Origin of the sequence: Bizionia hallyeonensis, from assembly GCF_042657385.1 — a bacterium.
GTDB lineage: Bacteria > Bacteroidota > Bacteroidia > Flavobacteriales > Flavobacteriaceae > Algorimicrobium > Algorimicrobium hallyeonense.
On sequence record NZ_JBHSLA010000005.1, the window covers coordinates 132,440 to 154,599 of the forward strand.

A 22,160-nucleotide genomic window follows, 5' to 3' on the forward strand; every position below is an offset into this window, starting at 1 on the left:
TTTAATATCGAAAGTAAGATGTGAAAACTTGTCGCTATTTTTGATAAAATTGCTAATATAATATGATTACCCACATCTCTTCAAGCTTATTCCATTCGCCTCTATATCAAAAGGCTATGGATATTATTACGCTTTCGCGAAGCATTTCAACCTACTTAAACCAAGACTTATCTGCTTTACATGAAGATGGTTCGGAAAATGCATTTATATATTTTTCAGGAGATATTGTTCAGCAATCCGTTTCATTAGCACCAGAAATAGCAAAAGCCGAAGAGGCGCGGTACTCTGAAAATAAATACAAGCACATTGCTTCAGTAAAACGCTTAACGTATTTGCTAAATAAAAACATTAAACGTTTAGAAAACTGTAATAGTGATGGCAAGGATTACCTTCCTTTATTACGTTCAGAACTGAAAAAATTCAAGCAGTTGCAACATACCTGGACCTTAACCTTATAAGATATTTAACCAGTAACAATGTGCGCGTTACTCATCATATTTTCTTGAAGACTTTTTAATTTAGGCGATAGCTTTTCAGCCATAATAACATATTGGCATTTCTTTAAACTTTCGGCCACACGCAACACATCATTCTGATAGTTATTTCGCATTAAGAATTCGGCATCCTCCATGATAAACAATTGCAATTGTCCTAAATGAATTCCGTTTAAAAAGTATAACTTATTTAAGCGTTTTGGTGTAACAATCATGATATCGACTCCAAAATAAATTTCTTCCTTTTGCTTTTCCAAATCATACTCATCATAGGCGCAATAAATACGCAAATCGGTTTCATTTGTAAACTGCTCAAACTGGTCTTTTAGGTGCAAAGCTGCTTCTTTATCTTTCACCATAATTAAAGCACGTGGCGAATCTTCAAAAGCTTCCGCTTTTAATTTATGAACAGCCGCTAAAATAAAAGCCGTTGTTTTTCCGGCACCCGCTGGCGCTATTCCATAAACATCCATACCACCTTTTAGTTTTGGTAAAATGGCATTCTGAAATGGTAATGGTGCTTCCATATTTTGAGCCTGTAAAGCTTCTTTAAGTATGGGATGGAATTTTTTAAAGGACATGTAGACTTTAGTTTGTTGATTTGAATGGCACAAACTTACAACTTTAATACCGATTCTTATTTTCTGAAAGTAAAGTATATAACAATAAAAAAACCTCACAGATGCTAAACCTGTGAGGTCATTTTTTAAATGTTTTAGACTTATACCGTTTAAATATTTATTCTATTCTGAATACGAAACCACCACTAAATCCAAAAAGCGCAATTGTACTATTGGCACCCGCGCCTGTTGAAATTCCTCCAGAGCCTCCATAAACATAAAATCCACCATAATCCACGGGCATCATAAGGTTGGCTTGCAGGTTTAAACCGACAACTTCATTAAACATGATATTTACACCACCTTTAAAGCTAAATGCGAATTTTGTTTCGCTATACGAGCGGTTGGTTAAAAGAGGATTTTCATTGCTAGATGATAAAATTACCATACCTAAATTTCCACCAAAAAAGGGCTTCACTTTATCCGAATTACCAAAATATCTGTTACCACCAATCAATATCCAGTCTGCTGATAAATCTGCCAACCGACTTTCAATAGGACTAATAAAATAATCCTTTATTAACGCTTCAGAACCATTGTGAATATAACTGACTTCAACCATTAATTCATTTAACGTTTCAAATCCTACGGTAACACCATATTGGTCGCTATCATTAAATTTAATATAATTTCCACCATAATTTAATTTGGCACCAAATTGATACCCATAAGATGGTGTAATTTCAAAGGCTTGCGCATGAACCCGTTGGGTAAAGCTAATAGCCACAAAAAAGCAGACCACAGCTACTAATTTATAGTACAGGTTAAAGTAGTTTTCTTTCATTATATCGTTGGTTTTAAACGTCAAATATAATTACAACTTTGGCACCTGAAAATAAGGTGTTGAATTATACAAGCTCGTTTGCGAATTGGTATTTTAACGGCAAATTTTACAGTCCTTTTTGTCTTTTATTTCACCAACTAGAAAACCAGAATCATTGCGTGTAAAGTCACAACAATACATGAAACCTTGGGTAATAAGCTTTCTACCCCGTTGTATTTGCGATTTTACGGTAGGTAATGCCAACTGTAATTGATGTGCTATATCCGCTTGTTTCATCCCTTTGATATCAGATAAAAACAAGGGATCTCTATATTTTTTTGGTAAACTTTTTATTATGCTTCTTAAGCAGTCATGTTCCGTATGCTCGGGCGTAAAATCTGTGTCCACTAATTCATTTTCCGGTAATTTGGCTATGGTTTTTTGTGCTCTAAAATAATCCATAACCGTAAAGCGTGCAATGCTAAATAACCAAGATTTCAACTTCTCATCATTTTTTAGCATATACTTTTTGGTATGCACTTTTATAAAGGTTTCTTGCAGCAAATCATCAGCAATGGCAGGCTCTTTTACTTTACTTAAAATAAAGTATTTAATATCATCAGCATAGGTATTCCATATATCGTGTGTGGTCATTTTCTCAATATTAAAAAAGCAGAACCTTTAGTATAAATTTACTAAATACGTTCTGCTTTACAATGTTTTTAGCACATCTTAACAGTTGCAGTTGTTACAGGTACAGTTTTCACAGGTGCATCCAGCACAATTACCACCTTTACAACTTGAACAGTTACATGTACAATCTATATTTTTCATACTATCTAATTTTAAATTCATATAATAGACGTGAATATTTCCAAAAAGATGCAAAAAAAGATTTTTTATTTTAAACACAACTCCGCGTCTCTTTATAAACAGCTCATGGAATTTAACCCATTATTCTGCTTGTTTACTGGTTTTAGATTGTTATTTTAGTAGTTAGTTTAGAACAGATGGTTGTATGTGATTGTTGACAATAATTTAACCCAAATATTACGAAATGAAAAAACTAAATTTTATTTTAAGCTTATCATTAATTTTAATTTTATCGGGATGTAGTTCTGATGATGACAATGGAAATGAAAATACTCAAAGGAATGGAAAACTAATTTTTGGATGGTTTGCCGATTCGAGCTGTTCTGGAGATTGTTCTACAATTTACAAAATTGACGCTGAAAATATTTATAGAGATATCGATTATGATTATCCTGAAAACACATTTTTTGAGGGTAATTTTCAACTTATGAATAATGCAAATTATCAAGATTTTGAATCATTGTTAACTGAATTACCAAATGAAATATTTAATGAACCGAATGGGTATTTGGATTGTAGCGACTGCACAAATGAAAATGGCGGATTTTATTTAGAATATGAAGATGATGATGGATTTCATAAATCTTGGCGTTTTAGGAATGCTATATATCCTGATTATATAGAAAATTATAGAAGTCTGCTACTTGACAAATTAGCAGAATTGAATAGTCTTTAGAAACGAGAACCTGAATAAAAAATTACTGCCAACACCGTTTAAAATTAATTGCCTGGTTAAAGCCTACTTACGAAAGTCCTTGCGGACTTTCTATCTGTAATTTATTTGCTAAATTAGGTGCTTAAACACGCCACTAATCTTATACAAAACCGTTAGACAGAAATTTCATCCGTCCTGAATAAAACCACAAGAATCTAATAAGCACTGTCCATAGCAATAAATAAATCCTTTCAAGAAATGACACACCTTTTAAAAACATATTGCGTATTAGCCATTTTTTCGTTGCTTGCCTGTAAACAGGATAAGAAGGCAGCCGATACGGCAACAACGGCAGAAATACAATGGAATCCAGCAGCCGTGGACGACGAGTTTAAAGCGTATTGGTATACAGGCAAAGCCGAGCTGAACAGTTATTCTTTAAAGCAATCTCGTTATGGTGAAATTCGTGATGGCGAAGTGGTTCTTATCTTTGTTACTGAACCATTTTCATTAAGCAAACAGGTGAAACTTGACAATCCCGATGCTGCTGGTGCAGATAATGTATCAGTTATGAAACTTAATAATATTAGAAAATTCAATACAGGGATCTACGATTATTCTGTTGTAAGCTCAACATTTACACCTATAAACTCACAAAAACATCCGCATACTTTAAAGCTAAACACAAGTATCCAAGAATGGTGTGGACATACATTTACGCAGCTCAACTTGAAGGAAAGCAATTATCATTTTCAGGAATTCTCATACTTTGAAGCAGAAGGAGATACGGAAAAGGATATGCCTATTGCACTTTTAGAAGACGAATTGATGACGCGAATTCGCATCCATAAAGGGCAACTTCCTTTGGGAAAAACCAACATGATTTTCTCCACATTATACAGTCGTTTTAACCATAAAGATTTAGAAGCTACCAAAGCCGAAATTAGCAAAACCGAAACAGATTCCACAACAAACTACACCGTTCAGTACGTGAATTATAACAGAACAGTTACGATTAATGTTGAAAAACAATTTCCGTATAAAATTCTCGCGTGGACCGAAAATAATGGTGATGGGTTAATAACGGAAGCGCAATTGAAAAAAAGTATCAACGAACCGTATTGGGAGCAAAAAAAACGCTCTGACGAAAGTAAGCGTGACGCATTGCAGCTCATCAAGTAGGAAACCGTCCAAGAAATAAACGCACTATGTTAGTTTTACCAACAAAAAAGAGGACAACCTATGTTATCCTCTTTTTTTATAATTGCATAGATAATTAGCTTACATATTTCGTCTATACTGACCGCCTACTTCAAATAAAGCAGATGTAATTTCACCTAAACTACACACTTTACAAACATCCATTAAAGCTTCAAAAATATTCTCATTATGAATGGCTCTATTTTGAAGATCTTTTAATAAGTCCGTCGTGTCTTTGGACTCATGTAAATTCTTTAAGGTTGTAATCTGATTTTGCTTTTCGGCTTCTGTAGCGCGAATAACTTCCGCTGGTTGAACTGTTGGAGACCCTTTAGAACTTAAAAAGGTATTCACACCTATAATTGGGAAATCGCCGTTATGCTTTAAGGTTTCGTAATACAAGCTTTCTTCTTGTATTTTACTACGTTGGTACATGGTTTCCATAGCGCCTAAAACACCACCACGCTCCGTAATTCTATCAAATTCTAACAAGACAGCTTCTTCAACTAAATCGGTTAATTCTTCTATAATAAACGAACCTTGAATTGGATTTTCATTCTTGGCCAATCCTAATTCTTTATTAATAATTAACTGTATAGCCATAGCACGACGCACCGATTCTTCTGTTGGTGTGGTAATGGCTTCATCATACGCATTGGTATGTAAGGAATTACAGTTATCATAAATAGCATATAAAGCTTGAAGCGTGGTTCTAATATCATTAAAATCAATTTCCTGCGCGTGTAAACTACGTCCGGATGTTTGGATATGATATTTCAGCATTTGCGCTCTAGCATTAGCACCATACTTGTTTTTCATGGCTTTGGACCATATTTTTCGGGCCACACGACCTATAACCGCATATTCTGGATCAATTCCATTTGAGAAAAAGAAGGATAAGTTTGGACCAAATTTATTGATGTCCATCCCACGACTTAAATAATATTCCACATAAGTGAAACCATTAGATAAAGTCAGGGCCAATTGTGTAATTGGGTTGGCTCCTGCTTCTGCAATATGATACCCAGAAATAGAAACCGAATAAAAATTACGCACATTATTCTCAATAAAGTATTCCTGAACATCTCCCATTAAGCGCAAAGCGAATTCGGTAGAGAAAATACAAGTATTTTGTGCTTGATCTTCCTTTAAAATATCTGCTTGAACCGTTCCTCGCACTTGCGCAATGGTTTTCTTTTTAATGTCTGCATACACATCTGCAGGTAATACTTGATCGCCTGATACACCTAACAACATAAGGCCTAAACCATTGTTACCATCTGGTAAATCGCCATAATATTGCGGACGCTCCTTACCTTTATAAAGTTTGGCTATTTTAGCTTCTACTTCTTTTTCAAGGCCGTTTTCTTTAATATACATTTCACATTGCTGATCGATAGCTGCATTCATAAAGAAGCCTAATAACATTGGTGCTGGACCATTAATTGTCATACTAACCGAAGTCATCACGTTGGCTAAATCGAAACCAGAATAGAGTTTCTTGGCATCGTCTAAACAGCAAATAGACACACCAGCATTTCCAATTTTCCCATAAATATCTGGACGTAAATCTGGATCGTTTCCGTAAAGCGTTACACTATCAAAAGCAGTTGATAAACGCTTGGCTGGTAAACCTGCACTTACGTAATGAAAACGTCTGTTGGTACGTTCTGGTCCACCTTCACCCGCAAACATACGTGCTGGATCTTCACCTGTACGTTTAAAAGGATATAAACCTGATGTGTATGGAAATTCACCAGGTACATTTTCTTGTAAACACCATCTTAAAATATCGCCCCATGCTTGATATTTTGGTAAGGCTACTTTTGGAATTTGCGTGTGTGATAAGGACTCGGTATGGGTTTCAATTTTTATTTCTTTATCGCGAACTTTAAAGGAATAAATTGGATTTTTATATTTGTTTACTTTGTCATCCCAACCGGTAATGACTTCCCAATTGTAAGGGTCTAAATTTAATTTAACACGATCAAATTCTGCTATAAGCATTTTAACAAAGTCGGCTTTATCCTTCTGAACAGCGTGAAGAATCTCTTCTTGATTAAAACCAAACTTGTTTAAAAGCGATTTCTCACTTTCGGTAGAAATGTTAGCAACCGAACATATCGTTTTATAAATTCCATATAATTTTTGTGCAACATCAACTTGTTCATTGGCTGTTTTATCATAAGCGCGATTACTTTCGGCAATTTCTGATAAGTAACGTGTTCTTGATGGCGGAATAACAAAAATCTTCTCGCTCATTTCATCCGAAATATGGAAGGTTGATTGTAATTCAGAATCCGCTTTTTCAACCAATTTATCCATGACAGCTTTATAAAGCGTATTCATACCTGGATCGTTAAATTGTGATGCAATGGTTCCGTAAACTGGCAACTCATCTTGTGGAGTGTCCCACAAATGATTGTTACGCATATATTGTTTTTTTACATCACGAAGCGCATCCAAAGAACCACGTTTATCGAATTTATTGATAGCTACTAAATCAGCAAAATCAAGCATGTCTATTTTTTCCAATTGAGTGGCTGCTCCAAATTCCGGCGTCATAACATATAAAGACACATCTGAATGCTCGATAATTTCGGTATCGGATTGTCCAATTCCCGATGTCTCCAAAATAATTAAATCATATTCTGCCGCTTTTAAAACCTGAACGGCTTCATGCACATATTTAGACAACGCTAAATTAGACTGACGTGTTGCCAAACTACGCATATAAACGCGAGCGTTATTAATAGCATTCATACGAATTCTATCACCCAAAAGTGCGCCACCTGTTTTACGTTTAGATGGATCCACAGAAACTAGACCTACCGTTTTTTCCGGAAAATCGATTAAAAAACGTCTTACTAACTCATCAACTAATGATGATTTACCAGCACCTCCCGTTCCCGTAATTCCAAGAACTGGCGTTTTTGAATTTTTATTCTTTTCATGAATTTTATCCAAGGTACTTTTAGCAACATCCGGAAAGTTTTCAGCTGAAGAAATAACGCGAGCAATAGCCTTCGGATTTTTACTTGGCAATTCATCAATTTTAGTATCTAAAGAATCGCCTATGGCAAAATCAGATTGCTGAACCAAATCATTAATCATGCCTTGTAAACCCATTTCACGACCATCATCTGGCGAGTAAATACGGGTAATTCCATAATCCATTAATTCCTTAATTTCTGAAGGTAAAATTACACCTCCTCCTCCTCCGAAGATTTTAATATGACTAGCACCTTTTTCTTTTAGCAAATCATACATATATTTAAAATACTCATTATGACCACCTTGGTAACTGGTTAAGCAAATGGCATTTGCATCTTCTTGAATTGCTGTATTTACAACCTCTTCAACACTTCTATCATGTCCAAGATGAATCACCTCAACACCTGTAGCTTGGATAATACGACGCATAATATTTATGGATGCGTCATGACCATCAAAAAGCGAGGCGGCCGTTACGATTCGTACTTTATATTTTGGATTATATGGTGCAATATTTTTCATTCAAATTGTTTTTTAAGCATGGCAAATTTAAGGAATATTACTGTATTAATTTAAAGATGAGCCATGAGATGCCCTTTACGCATGCATTTTTCAGTAAGAATATTAAAAATAGTATTGAATTTCAGGATTTTAATGTGCACGAGACCTAGAAATGGCTAGAAATTAATAAGGCTTTTGAAATAATATATGTTCTGAATATTTATCTTTGTTCAAAATTGAATAAAACAAATCATGATAAAACGTTTAATTGCCCTCGTCCTAATTTTGAATCTAACAGCATGTGCTGAACTGCAACAAGTAGTTGATAATTTACCTGAAAACACACCTGGCATTTCCAATACGGATATTGCCAATGGTTTACGTCAAGCATTGGATCAAGGAATAGACAAACAAGTGAGCACACTTATGAAACAAGATGGTTTTTATAAGAATGATCTTGTAAAAATCCTCCTCCCAGAAGAATTACAGAAAGTAGATAAAGCCTTACGCGATATTGGTTTAGGAAGTTTAGCAGATGAAGGTTTAAAAGTATTAAATCGTGCAGCCGAAGATGCTGTTGGAACGGCAACGCCTATTTTTATTAATGCTGTAAAAGGCATTACGTTTAATGATGCTAAATCTATTTTATTAGGAAACGATGATGCCGCAACACGTTATTTGGCTGGCCGAACAGAATCGGAATTATATACAGAATTTCAACCTATTATTAATAACTCCTTTAAAAAAGTAGGTGCAGATCAAATTTGGTCAAACTTAATTACGCGTTATAATAGTATTCCATTTACATCTAATGTGAATCCAGATTTAACAGATTATGTTACCGAAGAAGCACTAAAAGGTGTTTATAAAATGATTGCGGTGGAAGAGAAAGATATCCGAACTAAATTAAGTTCTAGAAGCACCGATATTTTACGAAAAGTGTTTGCTTTACAAGATTAATTATTTGATAACAACCTCATAACATCCTATTTGAAGCGTTGAAGTATCTTTGTATAGATCTTTAGTACAGGCGTCCAATTTCACTTTGGATTGCAGAGTTAGTTAGTTTAAAAATCGGTTTGAAAACAAATCGATTTTTTTTATTAACAATTTTTAATTTTAATTTGCTCTCTATCAATATTTTAAATATATTTAATATTCAATATGGCAAAAAATGGAAAATCTCTCAAAACTCAAGCAGTCCCAAATAAAACTGCAATCACGCTATAAAATACTCGTGGAACAAGCTTATAATTTAAGGCAAACAGATTCTGCACAAAGCGATATTTCAGAATTTAAAGCCATTAAGCTTTTAAATAAATTAAATCGTTTAAAGTATTTAAATAGAGAGACTTCACAACGAACTATTTCGTCTTAATTTTAGATTAACTTTAACTTTTACCAACATCTGTTGTCAAGGCTTCACTCGTATATCTTTTTAAAACAAGTAATTATGAGTGCACAATTCTGTAAAATAGGAAAAGTAAAAGTCGATTTAAAACAAATATTAGGTTTAAAAGAACTAGAGAATACATATAAAAATTTTATTGAAGAAGCTTACAATGTGAGTATGACAGATACAAGTTTAAGCGATATGTTATATTTTGAAGCTCGAAAAATAAAGCAGATTATTCTGAAGTCAAAACAGTGCAATGCCACGTTTTAAAGTAATCAAAAGCTAATACCAATCGGCTGCCATACCATGAAAACATTTCGCCATCTACTAAATGGATTTTGGCGTTTGGAAACTGTGTTTGAATGAGGCTTTTATGTTCATTTTTAAATGGATAGGGCTCACTGGATAATAATACCAGCTCTATAGTTGGATATACTTTTTCCATAGCAATTTCAGGATAACGCGACGCCTTTTGAAAGGTGTTTTTGAAATTATTTAGCGAAAGCATATAGTTAACAAAGGTGTCATTTGCGGCAACCATCCAAGGATCTTTCCAAATAAAATAAGCTACTTCCTTAACAGGTTGCGATTTTATAAAGTTTTCAAAATCTGTTTTAACGGTTGTAATTTTTGAAATTAGGTTTTTGGCTTGAGGTAAACATTGAAAAATAGTACCATACATTTCAATTAGCTCCAAACAATCTTCAACCGTATTAACATCGCTAATGTGGACTGTTGCAATAGCTTCCAACTCACGAATCATTTCCAGCGTATTTTCTTCTTTATTACACAGAATAATATCCGGATTTAAATCTCTAATTTTATCATAATGCACTTGCTTGGTTCCACCAACTACTGCCACCTTTGTTGTGATATGCTGCGGATGCACGCAAAATTTGGTAATACCAACCAGTGATGACTCCAAACCTAAATCGCAAATTAGTTCGGTAATACTCGGCACAAGACACATTATACGTTTTGGCCTGTTGTTTAAAGTAATAGGTCTTTGTAGTTGATCTTTAATCTGCATGGTTTAAAATACTTGCCATTTCCTGTTGCATCTCCTGTGCTTTTTGGGCAGCAGCTTCGGCAAAATCGGCTTGATTGGATGCATAAATAATGCCACGAGATGAATTAATGAGCAAGCCCACATTATCAGCCATACCATATTTACAAACATCCTGTAAATTGCCACCTTGCGCGCCAACACCAGGAACGAGCAAAAAGCTGTTTGGAATAATTTTCCGAATTTCCGAAAAATATTCTGCTTTAGTCGCACCAACAACATACATGAGGTTTTCAGAATTCTCCCATGTTTTAGAGGTTTCTAAAACCTGTTTGTACAACTCTTTATCATCAATCTGTTTCGTTTGAAAATCGAAAGCACCTTGATTAGAGGTTAGAGCTAATAATATGGTGTGTTTGTTTTTGAAAGCCAAAAACGGTTCCACTGAATCTTTACCCATGTAAGGTGCCACGGTAACACTATCAAAGGCTAAATCCTCTAAAAAAGCTTTGGCATACATGCTACTTGTATTTCCTATATCGCCACGTTTTGCATCTGCAATGGTAAAAATATCCGGATGCTTTTCGTTTAAATAATGTATTGTTTTTTCAAGTGCTTGCCAACCTTTTAAACCATAAGCTTCATAAAATGCTGTATTGGGCTTGTAGGCTACGCATACATGATGTGTGGCATCAATAATAGCTTTATTGAACGCAAAAATAGGATCTTCTTCCTCCAGTAAATGGTGTGGTATTTTATTTAAATCGACATCCAATCCAATACATAAAAAGGATTGTTTTTTTTGGATTTGTTCCGTTAGTTGTTGTGTTGTCATGTTATAAAAAAAGCCTCAAAAATAGAGGCTTTAAAATTAAATATGTTCATCACTAGCCTTCAACTTCTCGGTGTTGTCCGCCAGCATTAATTCGTCTATAATTCTTTGAATATCACCATTTACTATATTCGATAAATCGTAAAGCGTTAATCCAATTCTATGATCGGTTACACGACCTTGTGAATAATTGTACGTTCTAATTTTCGCACTTCTATCACCAGATGTTACCATCGTGCCTCGCAAGGCAGAATCTTCTTCCATTTTCTTGGCTAATTCCATATCATATAAACGGGAACGCAATACTTTAAAAGCTTTTTCCTTGTTTTTATGTTGGGATTTCTGATCTTGACATTGGGCTACCAATCCGGTAGGAATATGCGTTAAACGTACGGCTGAATAGGTTGTATTTACCGACTGACCACCAGGACCTGACGAACAGAAAAAATCGACTCGAACATCCTTCGGATTAATTTCTACATCAAATTCTTCAGCTTCCGGAAATACCATAACCGTTGCTGCACTGGTATGCACACGACCTTGGGTTTCTGTTTGCGGAACACGCTGTACACGGTGAACACCTGCTTCAAATTTAAGCGTTCCGTATACATCATCACCCGTAACTTCAAACTGAATTTCTTTAAATCCACCATTAGTACCTTCACTATAATCTACCGTGTCTACCTTCCATCCTTTACTCTCGCAGTATTTGGAATACATACGGAATAAATCACCCGCAAAAATACTCGCTTCATCACCACCAGTTCCGGCACGTAGTTCTACCACTGCATTTTTAGAATCTTGGGGATCCTTCGGAATCAACATAAATTTAATTTCATCCTCTAATTTCGGAATCCCTTCTTTAGCTTCTTCATATTGCATTTTAGCCATTTCTACCATTTCTGGATCGCTACCATCATCTAGAATTTCTTCGGCTTCTTTTAGGTTGTTGGTAAGCTCCAAATAGACCTCACGCTTATCCATTAACAACCTTAAATCCTTGTACTCTTTATTTAAAGCCACATAGCGTTTCTGATCTGTAATAATATCCGGTTGAATGATTAAATCACTCACCTCATCAAAACGCTGCTTTATAATCTGTAATTTGTCTAACATCTTCTTCCTTGAATTGTACCCCAAAAATACGATAATTTATGAATTGATATATTTTTTATGAATGACTTTAAAAATAATTAATCTATTTTTCCGTTTTTATTTCATGATACAACGTTTCGGAGCCATATTATTATTTTACAAACCTTACCTAATTTGGTCATTTGCGGCAACTATTTTATTAATTTCTCTTGGTTCTGAATATGCTGTTATTTGCCTAGCAAAACTATTTTTAACCGGATTTTTATGGTATTTCCTTTCCGAAACAACCGCCAAACGCAAACTCATTTTTTATAAGAACTTGGGGATATCATCCTTCAAACTCTTCGGTATTATTTATATTATTGATATCTTTATAACCAGCCTATTTTATAAGTTGATTGGCGTTTTTATATGATTTTAGAATTAGATAATGTTGAGCTGTATTTTAAAGAAAAACGCATTCTTAATGGCATTTATCTAAAAGCCCAAACGGGTGAAGTTACCGGGATATTGGGTAGTAATGGCTGCGGAAAAAGTTGTATTCTGAATATTATTTTTGGCACCTTAAAACCAAAGTATAAACTAATCCGATTGGATAGTAAACCCATATTAAAACCTTTGTACAGAACCGAACGCGTTCATTTTCTACCACAACTTCCAATTGCGCCCAACAACTTAAAACTGCAAACAGCTTTCAAATTATTTCAAGTGAATTGGAACGAATTCATTGCGCTTTTTGAATCCTTTTCCATCTATAAAAACTATAAATTTCATCAGCTTTCAGGTGGCGAACGTCGTGTTGTGGAAACATACATGCTATTAAAAAGCCCGACAGACATTGTGCTTTTAGATGAACCATTTTCTCATGTAGTACCTTTGTATATTGAAAAAATAAAAGAGCTTATTGCTGAAGAAAAACAGCGAAAAATTATCATTATAACCGATCATTTATATCGTGATATTATTGAAACTAGCGATAATTTATATTTGATAAAAGATGGCCATTCTAAATTAATAACGGATTTAAAATTGTTAGAAGATTATAAATATATTAGTCAGGATATGTTGAGATAAATGGCGTTGTTGCCACTAATTTTGTATTGGAAGTACTATGAAATTCACGCCAACCAATTGCGATTCTTGAATGCGTAAAAAAACATTAAAGAACCTTCCAAAACACCAAATACCATTATTCTGAATTTGTTTCAGAATTACATCTTTAAGGTTTAGAATAGCAGCAAATACTGATTATAATTAAAAAAACGCTATCTCATTAGAAATAGCGTTTTTTTTACAATTAACACATTTTTTTGTTTTAACCACATTTTGAAGAGCCACAATCCTTACAGGTGAGGCAACCTTCTTGGTAAATTAAATTTTCCGATTCGCAATTAGTACATCTATGACCTTTAGCTTTCGTTCCATCGGCAACATAACGTTTCAATGCACGACCTACACCATTTTTCCACGTGTTGATAGATTCACTATCTAATTGTAAACTATTAATTAACTCTACAATATTATCAATTGGCATTCCATGACGTAACGTACTAGAAATTAGCTTCGCATAGTTCCAGTATTCTGGATTAAATTTATGCGATAAGCCTTCAATGGTTGTTTTATATCCGCGTTTGTTTTCATACTGAAAATCGTACCGTGAGGTTCCGTCTTCGTTTCGGCTTTTCATGATTACGCCTTTTTCAGCCCAACGTGGAATTAAAATACCGTCTTCATCATCTGCTAAACCTGTGAAAATTTCGTAGGGTTTCCCATCTATTAAACCAATAAATGCAATCCATTTTTCTTTTTTATTCTGAAAACGCACCACATCAGCATCTAACACTTCTGGGCGTTTAACAGGGAAATTTGTTAAGGTTTCTGCTTGACTTTCTTCCTTTTTCTCATCGTTTGAAATAAGTACTCCGGAACGCGATCCGTCACGATAAACGGTTACACCTTTACAACCTACTTCCCAAGCTTTTAAATACAAATCGCCTACTAATTCTTCACTTACATCGTTCGGTAAGTTGATAGTAACAGAAATAGAATGATCTACCCATTTTTGTACCGCACCTTGCATGGTTACTTTACTTAACCAATCCACATCGTTAGACGTTGCCTTATAATATGGTGATTTCTTAATAAGATCATCTAACTCTTCTTGTGTGAAGTTTTGCGAAGAATCAATCCCATTTACGTCCATCCATTGCTTAAAACGGTGGTGAAACACCACATATTCTTCCCAAGAATCGCCAACCTCATCAACGAAATCAATGCGTACATGTTTATCATTTGGGTTTACTTTTCGTCTACGCTTGTAAACAGGCATGAAAACAGGTTCTATACCTGATGATGTTTGTGTCATTAAACTCGTTGTCCCTGTAGGTGCAATAGTTAATAGGGCTATATTACGACGCCCATACTCCAACATATCAAAATACAGTTTTTCATCTGCTTCTTTTAATCTAAGTATAAACGGATTATTCTTTTCGCGTTCTGAATCGAAAATAGCAAAAGCGCCACGTTCTTTCGCTGCCATAACGGATGCTCGATAGGTTTCAATAGCTAATGTTTTATGAACTTCCACTGAAAATGCATTTCCAGCTTCACTACCATATTGAATACCTAAAGCTGCTAACATATCGCCTTCGGCTGTGATACCAATACCTGTTCTTCTTCCTTCTTCTGCTTTTTTCTGAATGTTAACCCATAAATTACGCTCTGTTGCTTTAATTTCAGCTTGTTCTGGATCGGCGTCAATTTTTGCCAATATTGCATCAATTTTTTCTAACTCTAAATCGATAACGTCATCCATGATTCGCTGTGCCACAACCACGTGTTTTTTAAACAATTCGAAGTTAAAAGATGCTTGTTTTGAAAATGGATTATCAACATAAGATAATAAGTTGATAGCTAGCAAACGACATGAATCGTAAGGACATAATGGGATTTCGCCACATGGATTTGTAGACACAGTTTTATACCCTAAATCGGCATAACAATCTGGAACGGATTCATTTATAATAGTATCCCAAAACAAAATTCCTGGTTCAGCTGATTTCCATGCATTATGCACAATTTTTTTCCAAATTCCGTTGGCATCAATAGTTTTAGAAACTTTTGGGTTTTTACTAAATATAGGATAGGTCTGTGTATACTCACCATTATTTTTAACGGCATTCATAAACGCATCATCAATACGAACAGATACATTGGCACCCGTTACTTTTCCTTGCTCTAATTTAGCATCGATAAAATCTTCTGAATCTGGATGATTTATGGAAACCGATAACATTAAAGCACCACGACGACCATCCTGTGCAACCTCACGTGTGGAGTTAGAATAACGCTCCATAAACGGCACAATGCCTGTAGATGTTAAGGCTGAATTTTTAACTGGAGATCCCTTTGGACGAATATGCGATAAATCGTGACCAACACCACCACGACGTTTCATTAATTGTACTTGTTCCTGATCTATTTTCATGATTCCTCCATAAGAATCTGAATCGCCATCATTACCAATTACAAAACAATTAGACAAGGAACCCGTTTGGTATGGATTTCCAATTCCAGCCATTGGACTTCCTTGAGGCACGATGTATTTAAAGTCTTTAATTAAATCGAAAATCTCTTGTTCAGACATAGGATTTGGATAACGGACTTCTACTCGAGCAATTTCTTTAGCGATACGTTTATGCATATCGTTAGGTGTTAATTCATAAATATTGCCTTGAGAATCTTTTAAAGCATATTTATTAATCCAAACACGTGCAGCAAGATCATCTCCATTGAAGTATTTAACGGATGCCTCAAAGGCTTCGTCTTGCGTATATGTTTTTGGTTTTGTAAGGGTTTTGGTTTGTGTTGGCATGGATTATATTTATTTAAAATTTTATTGCTTTTTACGAACTGTAAATAACGGAAAAATTTTAAACTTAATCCATGATAAAAATCATGAAGTTTCCAAGAAAAATATATAACAAACTGACTGTCAGCAAACTAATTACTTATCAACATAAAAAAGTTAACAAATAATTATTTTTTTTCTAAAACTCATAAACAACACCAACACCTAGCAATTGCTTCCATTGAATACGTGCACCTAACGGAACAAACTCCGTTTCATCAGTTTCCACATTTACAATTTCCTCCTGAATTTTAACATCGTTATCATATTTTAAATGTGAACCTAAAGTTGCGCGAACAAAATTATTCACCTTAAAATCTAAAACAATTTCCCAATCAATATCCACATTTCCAAAATCGTTGATATAATCGGTGTAGAAACTCATGAGGTTATGAATGGATATGTTTTCAAATAGCGTTGTTTCATAAGCACTCGTTAACAAAACACCTAATTCCTTTCTCACACGTTCTCCGGACCGAATCAGGTTTCCGTTTGAGTCATATTCGGCAGGCCGAACACCAAATGATCCTGCGTCTGACAATGCTGAATCCAAAACAAATGTCGTTTTCAGGGTTAAGGGTGAAAAATACAGAGAAAATTTATCAATATTCTTTCCGTACTCTGCACCACCACCAAGGAATAAATATCCAGGCGCCATAAATTTTGAAATCTCATTGGAGGTATTTGGATAACTATACCCGTTGGCAAACTGCGTTTTAAAACTAAATCGTGCCGAATAATACCAATTAGTTAACTTATTTTTCCGAAAGCCTAAACTGGAACTAATTTCTAATAAATCGTCAGTTTTTCTAAACTCTTGCTCCTCTTGCTTATTTAGTCCGTATCGTGCAAGTAAATTACTGTCCCAAATAAAATTTCGGTACTGGTAACGCAACATACTTTTAAGTCCTATTAGTGCTGAAATAGAGTTACTACCTCCAGAATTCCAATTAACAAATGCCACTTCATTAATATCTAACCCAGCCGTATTGGTATTTGTCCAAACGGGAATATTAGGGTTAGTAGCGGGTTTAAAATATAAAGAATCTGGTTGCGCACTTACAAATTGAACGAGAAGAATAAAAATTACAAAAACACTCTTATGCATTGAACTACTTTTTTTTGGGAGATTTAAAACTTAATGGTATACAAACTCACCAAATTCACTTTTTATTGTTAGTTTTTTCGCTGAAGCCGCTTCTACTCGACCAACTATTTTAGCATCAACATTATAGGATTTAGATATTTTAATAATCGTATCTGCTACTTTTGGATCTACATATAACTCCATACGATGCCCACAATTAAACACCTGGTACATTTCTTTCCAATCTGTTTTAGATTGTTCTTGGATTAGCTTAAACAGCGGTGGCACTGGAAATAAATTATCTTTTACAATATGAAGGTTATCCATAAAATGTAAGATTTTTGTTTGTGCGCCTCCACTGCAATGCACCATTCCATGAATGGTATCACTAGAAAATTCATCAAGAATTTCTTTAATAATTGGCGCGTAGGTTCGTGTTGGAGATAACACTAGTTTACCGGCATCAATTGGCGAATCTGGAACACTATCTGTTAATTTCATAGCTCCCGAATAAACCAAGTCATTAGGAACGGCTGCATCAAAACTTTCTGGATACTTTTCTGCTAAATAGTTATGAAACACGTCATGTCTGGCAGATGTTAAGCCATTACTTCCCATACCGCCATTGTAACTTTTCTCATAAGTAGCTTGACCAAAAGATTCAAGACCTACAATAACATCTCCAGGTTTTATGTTTGCATTATCAATTACATCGGCACGTTTCATTCTAGCTGTAACGGTAGAATCCACAATTATGGTTCGTACCAAATCACCAACATCAGCTGTTTCACCACCTGTAGAATGAATAGTAACGCCAAAGGATTTTAAATCGGCAATAAGCGCTTCGGTTCCATTAATGATAGCCGAAAGCACTTCGCCAGGAATATTGTTCTTATTACGGCCAATGGTTGAAGAAAGCATAATATTATCTGTAGCACCAACACAAAGTAAATCATCAATATTCATAATCAACGCATCTTGTGCAATACCTTTCCAAACAGACAAATCGCCTGTTTCTTTCCAATACATATAAGCTAATGATGATTTTGTTCCGGCACCATCTGCATGCATGATTAGGCAATATTCTGAATCGTTGGTTAAATAATCGGGAACTATTTTACAAAAAGCTTTAGGGAACAAGCCTTTATCTATGTTTTTTATGGCGTTGTGCACATCTTCTTTTGAGGCCGAAACACCTCTTTGTGCATATCGTTTACTTACTTCTTCACTCATATCCTAAAATTGAGCCACAAAAATAAGAATTGTTATTTAGTTATCGGCAGGAATTGGGTTAGTTTTAATAATTGTTGGCACAGCATTTAACAGTTTGGCTTTTTTCTTGGCACCACCAAAATAAAAATTCAGACCACAACCCATTCGCCAATAAACATCATCCGCATCGCCATATATTTTACCATCAAGCGCATCACTAAACACGTGGTTATAATCACTAAAAATTCTAAAACTTAATCCTTCATAAATAATATACTCTAAACCGAGACCTCCTTGCATTTTTGGATCTACAGCTTCAAAATAGTTAGAAGCATTTGCCCCACCACCAAAAAACACAAACGGTGAGAAACGCTCGTGCGGAAAAACTAAAACTTCCGCATTCAAATCGAACGACATGAAACCTTTATTAAACAAATCTTTATATACGAGATTGAATTTATTAAATGTTAGATTAACATTTACATGTGGAATAATGGATTTTTTATAGCCAAAACCCATATATATACCAAATTCCGGATTGGCATAATCCCCATTTATTACAGCCGAACCTAAAGCCGTAGCCAGACCATGTGTGCCGCGATAATCATAGAAATCAGTTTTAGGTAATTGGGTTTCTTGAACACGCTCCGAATTATTTTGAGCGAAACTAGCACTACCATTCCATAAACCAATTGAAATGATTAAACCAAAACACCATTTCATTGGAGTTAAAAATGATGATTTTGCAATAAGATATCTCATTATTAGCTTTTTAACAAGTGGGCAATATAACAAATATCCTATAAGAATAACCTCAACAAACTAAAATTTAAGGCCATAAAAAAACCATATTAAAATTTTAAAGTATATTACAATACTTAAAATTTTAATATGGTAAATTCATCAACGTGACCGACTCAAATATTACCCTAATGTTGTTGACATTTTCTCTGGACTAACAACTTCTTGCTTTGACGCATTGTCATCGATTGAATCTTTAGCTTGAGAAAAAATCAGGGTTGCAGCCATAAGCATAAGAACACTTATAATAAGCCTTTTCATAATGTAATTTGTAATGATTAATAGCATATCAAAAATACGATTTATTTACAAAAATTTGCATGTTAGATTATATTTTCGTTGACTTACAAAATATATCAGACAAACTACATAATAGAACCTTTAGCTCATGCAAAACGCCCTACATAAGTAAGGCGTTTAGAGCATATTAGCATGATTTTATTGTTATTTAGTAAACAATAATTCGCGATATTTTGTCAAAGGCCAAATTTCATCATCAACCAATAATTCAAGCTTATCACAATGATATCTAATATCATCAAAAATAGGTTTCACTTTATTGCAATAGGCATCCGCTTTTTTATCAATTTCACCAATTTTGTTGGCTATTTTACGCTCATTAATCATAAGCGTTACATCGGAATTAATGGATGCAATGTGTTCAGAAATATCTTCAATTAAATTTAACTGTTCTTGTCCAAATTTCTTAAAGTCTTTACCATATATTTCCTTTAAGCCTTTTACGTTTTCAATTAAGATATTCTGGTATCGCACTGCAACAGGAACAATATGATTTCGAGCAATATCTCCTAAAACACGTCCTTCAATTTGAATACGCATAACGTAATCTTCCATTTCTATTTCGTAACGCGCTTCAGACTCGACACGATTCATAACACCTAGATCTTCAAAAAGTTTTATAGCCTTTTCAGATATTTTAGCTTTTAATGCCTCTGGTGTTGTTTTATGGTTACTTAACCCACGTCTTTTGGCTTCAATTTCCCATTCTTCACCATAGCCATTTCCTTCAAACAATACGTTTTGAGATAATTTAATATATTCTCGCAATACGTTAAAAATAGCCTCATCCTTTTTAAGACTTTCTTTCTTTATTAATGCATCAACCTCTGTTTTAAAGTCTATTAATTGCCTAGCCATAATAGTATTTAAAACGGTCATTGGGTTTGCACAATTAGCTTTGGAACCAACAGCTCTAAACTCAAATTTATTACCTGTAAACGCAAAGGATGATGTTCTATTTCTATCCGTATTATCCAATAAAATTTCAGGGATTTTACCAACCACGTTTAGTTTTAAATCGGTTTTTTCTTCTGGTGACAATTTGCCGTTCGTCACGTTTTGTAGCTCGCTTAATACGTTTGTTAACTGTTCGCCTATGAATACAGAAACAATGGCTGGAGGCGCTTCATTTGCTCCTAAGCGATGATCATTACTAGCTGATGCGATAGCGGCGCGAATTATTTCCTCATGATCGTTAACTGCTTTAATAGCATTGATAAAGAAGGTTAAGAACTGCAAATTACTCATAGGTGTTTTTCCAGGCTGAAAAAGATTAATACCTGTGTCTGTAGTTAAACTCCAATTATTATGCTTTCCGGAACCATTAACACCTTTGTATGGTTTTTCATGAAAAAGCACTTTAAAGTTGTGGCGCTCCCCTACTTTATGCATTAAGTCCATTAGTAAGGAGTTATGATCTACGGCTAAATTAGCTTCATCAAAAACAGGTGCCAGCTCAAATTGATTTGGCGCTACCTCATTATGTCGTGTTTTTGCAGGAATACCCAATAACATACATTCGGTTTCTAAATCTCTCATGAATTGCATAGCACGAGTTGGAATGGTTCCAAAATAATGATCATCCAACTGCTGTCCTTTGGCTGGCGAATGCCCAAGCATTGTACGACCGGTTAAAACGATATCGGGTCTTGATGCTGCTAAAGCACTATCAACTAAAAAGTATTCTTGCTCCCAACCAAGAGATGCATTTACTTTTTTAACATTTTTATCAAAATATTTACACACATCTACAGCTGCTGCATCCACCGCTTGTAAAGCTCTTAATAAAGGTGTTTTATAATCTAAAGCTTCTCCGGTATACGCTACAAAAACGGTTGGAATACATAAGGTAGTTCCGTAAATAAAAGCGGGTGATGTAGGATCCCAAGCTGTATAACCACGTGCTTCAAATGTATTTCTAATGCCACCATTTGGAAAACTAGAAGCATCTGGTTCTTGCTGCACTAATTGTCCACCACCAAATTTTTCAATAGCACGACCATTACCAATAGGCTCAAAGAAAGCATCATGCTTTTCGGCTGTTGTTCCTGTTAATGGCTGAAACCAATGCGTATAATGTGTAGCACCTTTGGAAATAGCCCATTCTTTCATACCTGTAGAAATATGGTCGGCAACATGACGGTCAATTTTAGATCCGTTTTGCATGGCATCCATAACACTAACAAACGCTTCTTTTGTTAGATATTGACGCATGGTGTCTTCATTAAAAACGTTAGCTCCAAAAATAGCGGAACGCCGTTCATTTTCATCAATTTTAATAGGCTTACGGTTCAACGTTTCCTTAATAGCATAAAATCTTAATGTGGACATGTGTGTGGTTTTTTAAAATAATTAGAGTACAAAAGTAAACTTTTTTTTTAAAAAACAATATTGACCCCTATTTTTTTAGGGGGTTAAGAC

19 protein-coding genes are annotated in these 22,160 nt (G+C 34.7%); 7 read left to right on the forward strand and 12 right to left on the reverse strand.

Features of this window, described 5'->3' with window-relative positions:
* Window positions 1-62 precede the first annotated feature (62 nt).
* Window positions 63-458 (forward strand): hypothetical protein, encoded by a 396-nt coding sequence (locus tag ACFPH8_RS12525; protein ID WP_248398403.1) that lies wholly within the window; start codon window positions 63-65, stop codon window positions 456-458.
* Between the two features lie 5 nt (window positions 459-463).
* Here ACFPH8_RS12525 and ACFPH8_RS12530 read toward each other — a convergent pair whose 3' ends face one another.
* The 3 genes from ACFPH8_RS12530 to ACFPH8_RS12540 all read right to left on the reverse strand — a co-directional run bounded on the left by ACFPH8_RS12530 (window position 464) and on the right by ACFPH8_RS12540 (window position 2,531).
* Window positions 464-1,075 (reverse strand): DEAD/DEAH box helicase, encoded by a 612-nt coding sequence (locus ACFPH8_RS12530; protein ID WP_376861423.1) that lies wholly within the window; start codon window positions 1,073-1,075, stop codon window positions 464-466.
* 157 nt (window positions 1,076-1,232) lie between these two features.
* Entirely contained in the window at window positions 1,233-1,898 is a 666-nt protein-coding gene (locus ACFPH8_RS12535; protein WP_376861425.1) for a hypothetical protein, read from the reverse strand.
* A 93-nt stretch (window positions 1,899-1,991) separates the two neighbouring features.
* Window positions 1,992-2,531, reverse strand: coding sequence for a sigma-70 family RNA polymerase sigma factor (locus ACFPH8_RS12540; protein WP_376861427.1), 540 nt, complete (start codon window positions 2,529-2,531; stop codon window positions 1,992-1,994).
* A 403-nt stretch (window positions 2,532-2,934) separates the two neighbouring features.
* Here ACFPH8_RS12540 and ACFPH8_RS12545 point away from each other — a divergent pair, with 403 nt between their 5' ends.
* Together ACFPH8_RS12545 and ACFPH8_RS12550 are read left to right on the forward strand one after the other, a co-directional pair.
* A complete protein-coding gene (locus ACFPH8_RS12545) occupies window positions 2,935-3,426 on the forward strand; it encodes a hypothetical protein (protein WP_376861429.1) in 492 nt (163 codons plus the stop codon).
* 237 nt (window positions 3,427-3,663) lie between these two features.
* Complete coding sequence (locus tag ACFPH8_RS12550) at window positions 3,664-4,587, forward strand: septum formation inhibitor Maf (RefSeq protein WP_376861431.1); 924 nt, start codon at window positions 3,664-3,666, stop codon at window positions 4,585-4,587.
* A 99-nt stretch (window positions 4,588-4,686) separates the two neighbouring features.
* Here ACFPH8_RS12550 and ACFPH8_RS12555 read toward each other — a convergent pair whose 3' ends face one another.
* On the reverse strand, window positions 4,687-8,121 hold the full coding sequence (locus tag ACFPH8_RS12555; RefSeq protein WP_376861433.1) for a methylmalonyl-CoA mutase family protein: 3,435 nt from the start codon (window positions 8,119-8,121) through the stop codon (window positions 4,687-4,689).
* Between the two features lie 231 nt (window positions 8,122-8,352).
* Between ACFPH8_RS12555 and ACFPH8_RS12560 the strand changes: the two genes are divergently transcribed.
* From ACFPH8_RS12560 to ACFPH8_RS12570, 3 genes are all read left to right on the forward strand, one after another.
* The gene (locus ACFPH8_RS12560) at window positions 8,353-9,060 is read left to right on the forward strand and encodes a DUF4197 domain-containing protein (RefSeq protein WP_376861435.1); all 708 of its coding nucleotides are present in this window, start codon (window positions 8,353-8,355) and stop codon (window positions 9,058-9,060) included.
* A 214-nt stretch (window positions 9,061-9,274) separates the two neighbouring features.
* The gene (locus ACFPH8_RS12565) at window positions 9,275-9,478 is read left to right on the forward strand and encodes a Lacal_2735 family protein (protein WP_066253249.1); all 204 of its coding nucleotides are present in this window, start codon (window positions 9,275-9,277) and stop codon (window positions 9,476-9,478) included.
* Between the two features lie 75 nt (window positions 9,479-9,553).
* Window positions 9,554-9,766, forward strand: coding sequence for a Lacal_2735 family protein (locus tag ACFPH8_RS12570; protein WP_376861437.1), 213 nt, complete (start codon window positions 9,554-9,556; stop codon window positions 9,764-9,766).
* Here ACFPH8_RS12570 and ACFPH8_RS12575 read toward each other — a convergent pair.
* Genes ACFPH8_RS12575 through prfA form a run of 3 tightly spaced genes read right to left on the reverse strand, consistent with a single transcriptional unit; the run spans window position 9,729 to window position 12,450 of the window.
* Window positions 9,729-10,526, reverse strand: coding sequence for an ABC transporter substrate-binding protein (locus ACFPH8_RS12575; RefSeq protein ID WP_376861439.1), 798 nt, complete (start codon window positions 10,524-10,526; stop codon window positions 9,729-9,731). The genes ACFPH8_RS12570 and ACFPH8_RS12575 overlap by 38 nt on opposite strands.
* The gene (pyrF, locus tag ACFPH8_RS12580; protein WP_376861441.1) at window positions 10,516-11,337 is read right to left on the reverse strand and encodes an orotidine-5'-phosphate decarboxylase; all 822 of its coding nucleotides are present in this window, start codon (window positions 11,335-11,337) and stop codon (window positions 10,516-10,518) included. The genes ACFPH8_RS12575 and pyrF overlap by 11 nt, the downstream gene beginning before the upstream one ends.
* Window positions 11,338-11,373: 36 nt before the next feature.
* Window positions 11,374-12,450 (reverse strand): peptide chain release factor 1, encoded by a 1,077-nt coding sequence (prfA, locus tag ACFPH8_RS12585; protein ID WP_248398381.1) that lies wholly within the window; start codon window positions 12,448-12,450, stop codon window positions 11,374-11,376.
* A gap of 390 nt (window positions 12,451-12,840) precedes the next feature.
* On the opposite strand from prfA, the gene ACFPH8_RS12590 reads away from it, so the two are divergent.
* A complete protein-coding gene (locus tag ACFPH8_RS12590) occupies window positions 12,841-13,503 on the forward strand; it encodes an ATP-binding cassette domain-containing protein (protein ID WP_376861443.1) in 663 nt (220 codons plus the stop codon).
* A gap of 241 nt (window positions 13,504-13,744) precedes the next feature.
* Here ACFPH8_RS12590 and ACFPH8_RS12595 read toward each other — a convergent pair whose 3' ends face one another.
* From ACFPH8_RS12595 to ACFPH8_RS12615, 5 genes are all read right to left on the reverse strand, one after another.
* Window positions 13,745-16,303 carry an adenosylcobalamin-dependent ribonucleoside-diphosphate reductase gene (locus ACFPH8_RS12595; protein ID WP_376861445.1) on the reverse strand — a complete coding sequence of 853 codons (2,559 nt, stop codon included), beginning with the start codon at window positions 16,301-16,303 and terminating at the stop codon, window positions 13,745-13,747.
* A 175-nt stretch (window positions 16,304-16,478) separates the two neighbouring features.
* The gene (locus ACFPH8_RS12600) at window positions 16,479-17,447 is read right to left on the reverse strand and encodes a DUF3078 domain-containing protein (protein ID WP_248398372.1); all 969 of its coding nucleotides are present in this window, start codon (window positions 17,445-17,447) and stop codon (window positions 16,479-16,481) included.
* A 30-nt stretch (window positions 17,448-17,477) separates the two neighbouring features.
* The gene (locus ACFPH8_RS12605; RefSeq protein ID WP_376861448.1) at window positions 17,478-18,659 is read right to left on the reverse strand and encodes an AIR synthase related protein; all 1,182 of its coding nucleotides are present in this window, start codon (window positions 18,657-18,659) and stop codon (window positions 17,478-17,480) included.
* A gap of 36 nt (window positions 18,660-18,695) precedes the next feature.
* A complete protein-coding gene (locus ACFPH8_RS12610) occupies window positions 18,696-19,400 on the reverse strand; it encodes a Curli production assembly/transport component CsgG (protein WP_376861450.1) in 705 nt (234 codons plus the stop codon).
* A gap of 483 nt (window positions 19,401-19,883) precedes the next feature.
* On the reverse strand, window positions 19,884-22,070 hold the full coding sequence (locus ACFPH8_RS12615) for a glutamine synthetase III family protein (protein WP_376861452.1): 2,187 nt from the start codon (window positions 22,068-22,070) through the stop codon (window positions 19,884-19,886).
* Between the last annotated feature and the right edge of the window lie 90 nt (window positions 22,071-22,160).

Excerpts from the sequence above, each read along its gene's own strand:
- ACFPH8_RS12525 (WP_248398403.1), top strand. The coding sequence starts at position 63 with ATGATTACCCACATCTCTTCAAGCTTATTCCATTCGCCTCTATATCAA.
- ACFPH8_RS12530 (WP_376861423.1), bottom strand. The coding sequence starts at position 1,075 with ATGTCCTTTAAAAAATTCCATCCCATACTTAAAGAAGCTTTACAGGCT.
- ACFPH8_RS12535 (WP_376861425.1), bottom strand. The coding sequence starts at position 1,898 with ATGAAAGAAAACTACTTTAACCTGTACTATAAATTAGTAGCTGTGGTC.
- ACFPH8_RS12540 (WP_376861427.1), bottom strand. The coding sequence starts at position 2,531 with ATGACCACACACGATATATGGAATACCTATGCTGATGATATTAAATAC.
- ACFPH8_RS12545 (WP_376861429.1), top strand. The coding sequence starts at position 2,935 with ATGAAAAAACTAAATTTTATTTTAAGCTTATCATTAATTTTAATTTTA.
- ACFPH8_RS12550 (WP_376861431.1), top strand. The coding sequence starts at position 3,664 with ATGACACACCTTTTAAAAACATATTGCGTATTAGCCATTTTTTCGTTG.
- ACFPH8_RS12555 (WP_376861433.1), bottom strand. The coding sequence starts at position 8,121 with ATGAAAAATATTGCACCATATAATCCAAAATATAAAGTACGAATCGTA.
- ACFPH8_RS12560 (WP_376861435.1), top strand. The coding sequence starts at position 8,353 with ATGATAAAACGTTTAATTGCCCTCGTCCTAATTTTGAATCTAACAGCA.
- ACFPH8_RS12565 (WP_066253249.1), top strand. The coding sequence starts at position 9,275 with ATGGAAAATCTCTCAAAACTCAAGCAGTCCCAAATAAAACTGCAATCA.
- ACFPH8_RS12570 (WP_376861437.1), top strand. The coding sequence starts at position 9,554 with ATGAGTGCACAATTCTGTAAAATAGGAAAAGTAAAAGTCGATTTAAAA.
- ACFPH8_RS12575 (WP_376861439.1), bottom strand. The coding sequence starts at position 10,526 with ATGCAGATTAAAGATCAACTACAAAGACCTATTACTTTAAACAACAGG.
- pyrF (WP_376861441.1), bottom strand. The coding sequence starts at position 11,337 with ATGACAACACAACAACTAACGGAACAAATCCAAAAAAAACAATCCTTT.
- prfA (WP_248398381.1), bottom strand. The coding sequence starts at position 12,450 with ATGTTAGACAAATTACAGATTATAAAGCAGCGTTTTGATGAGGTGAGT.
- ACFPH8_RS12590 (WP_376861443.1), top strand. The coding sequence starts at position 12,841 with ATGATTTTAGAATTAGATAATGTTGAGCTGTATTTTAAAGAAAAACGC.
- ACFPH8_RS12595 (WP_376861445.1), bottom strand. The coding sequence starts at position 16,303 with ATGCCAACACAAACCAAAACCCTTACAAAACCAAAAACATATACGCAA.
- ACFPH8_RS12600 (WP_248398372.1), bottom strand. The coding sequence starts at position 17,447 with ATGCATAAGAGTGTTTTTGTAATTTTTATTCTTCTCGTTCAATTTGTA.
- ACFPH8_RS12605 (WP_376861448.1), bottom strand. The coding sequence starts at position 18,659 with ATGAGTGAAGAAGTAAGTAAACGATATGCACAAAGAGGTGTTTCGGCC.
- ACFPH8_RS12610 (WP_376861450.1), bottom strand. The coding sequence starts at position 19,400 with ATGAGATATCTTATTGCAAAATCATCATTTTTAACTCCAATGAAATGG.
- ACFPH8_RS12615 (WP_376861452.1), bottom strand. The coding sequence starts at position 22,070 with ATGTCCACATTAAGATTTTATGCTATTAAGGAAACGTTGAACCGTAAG.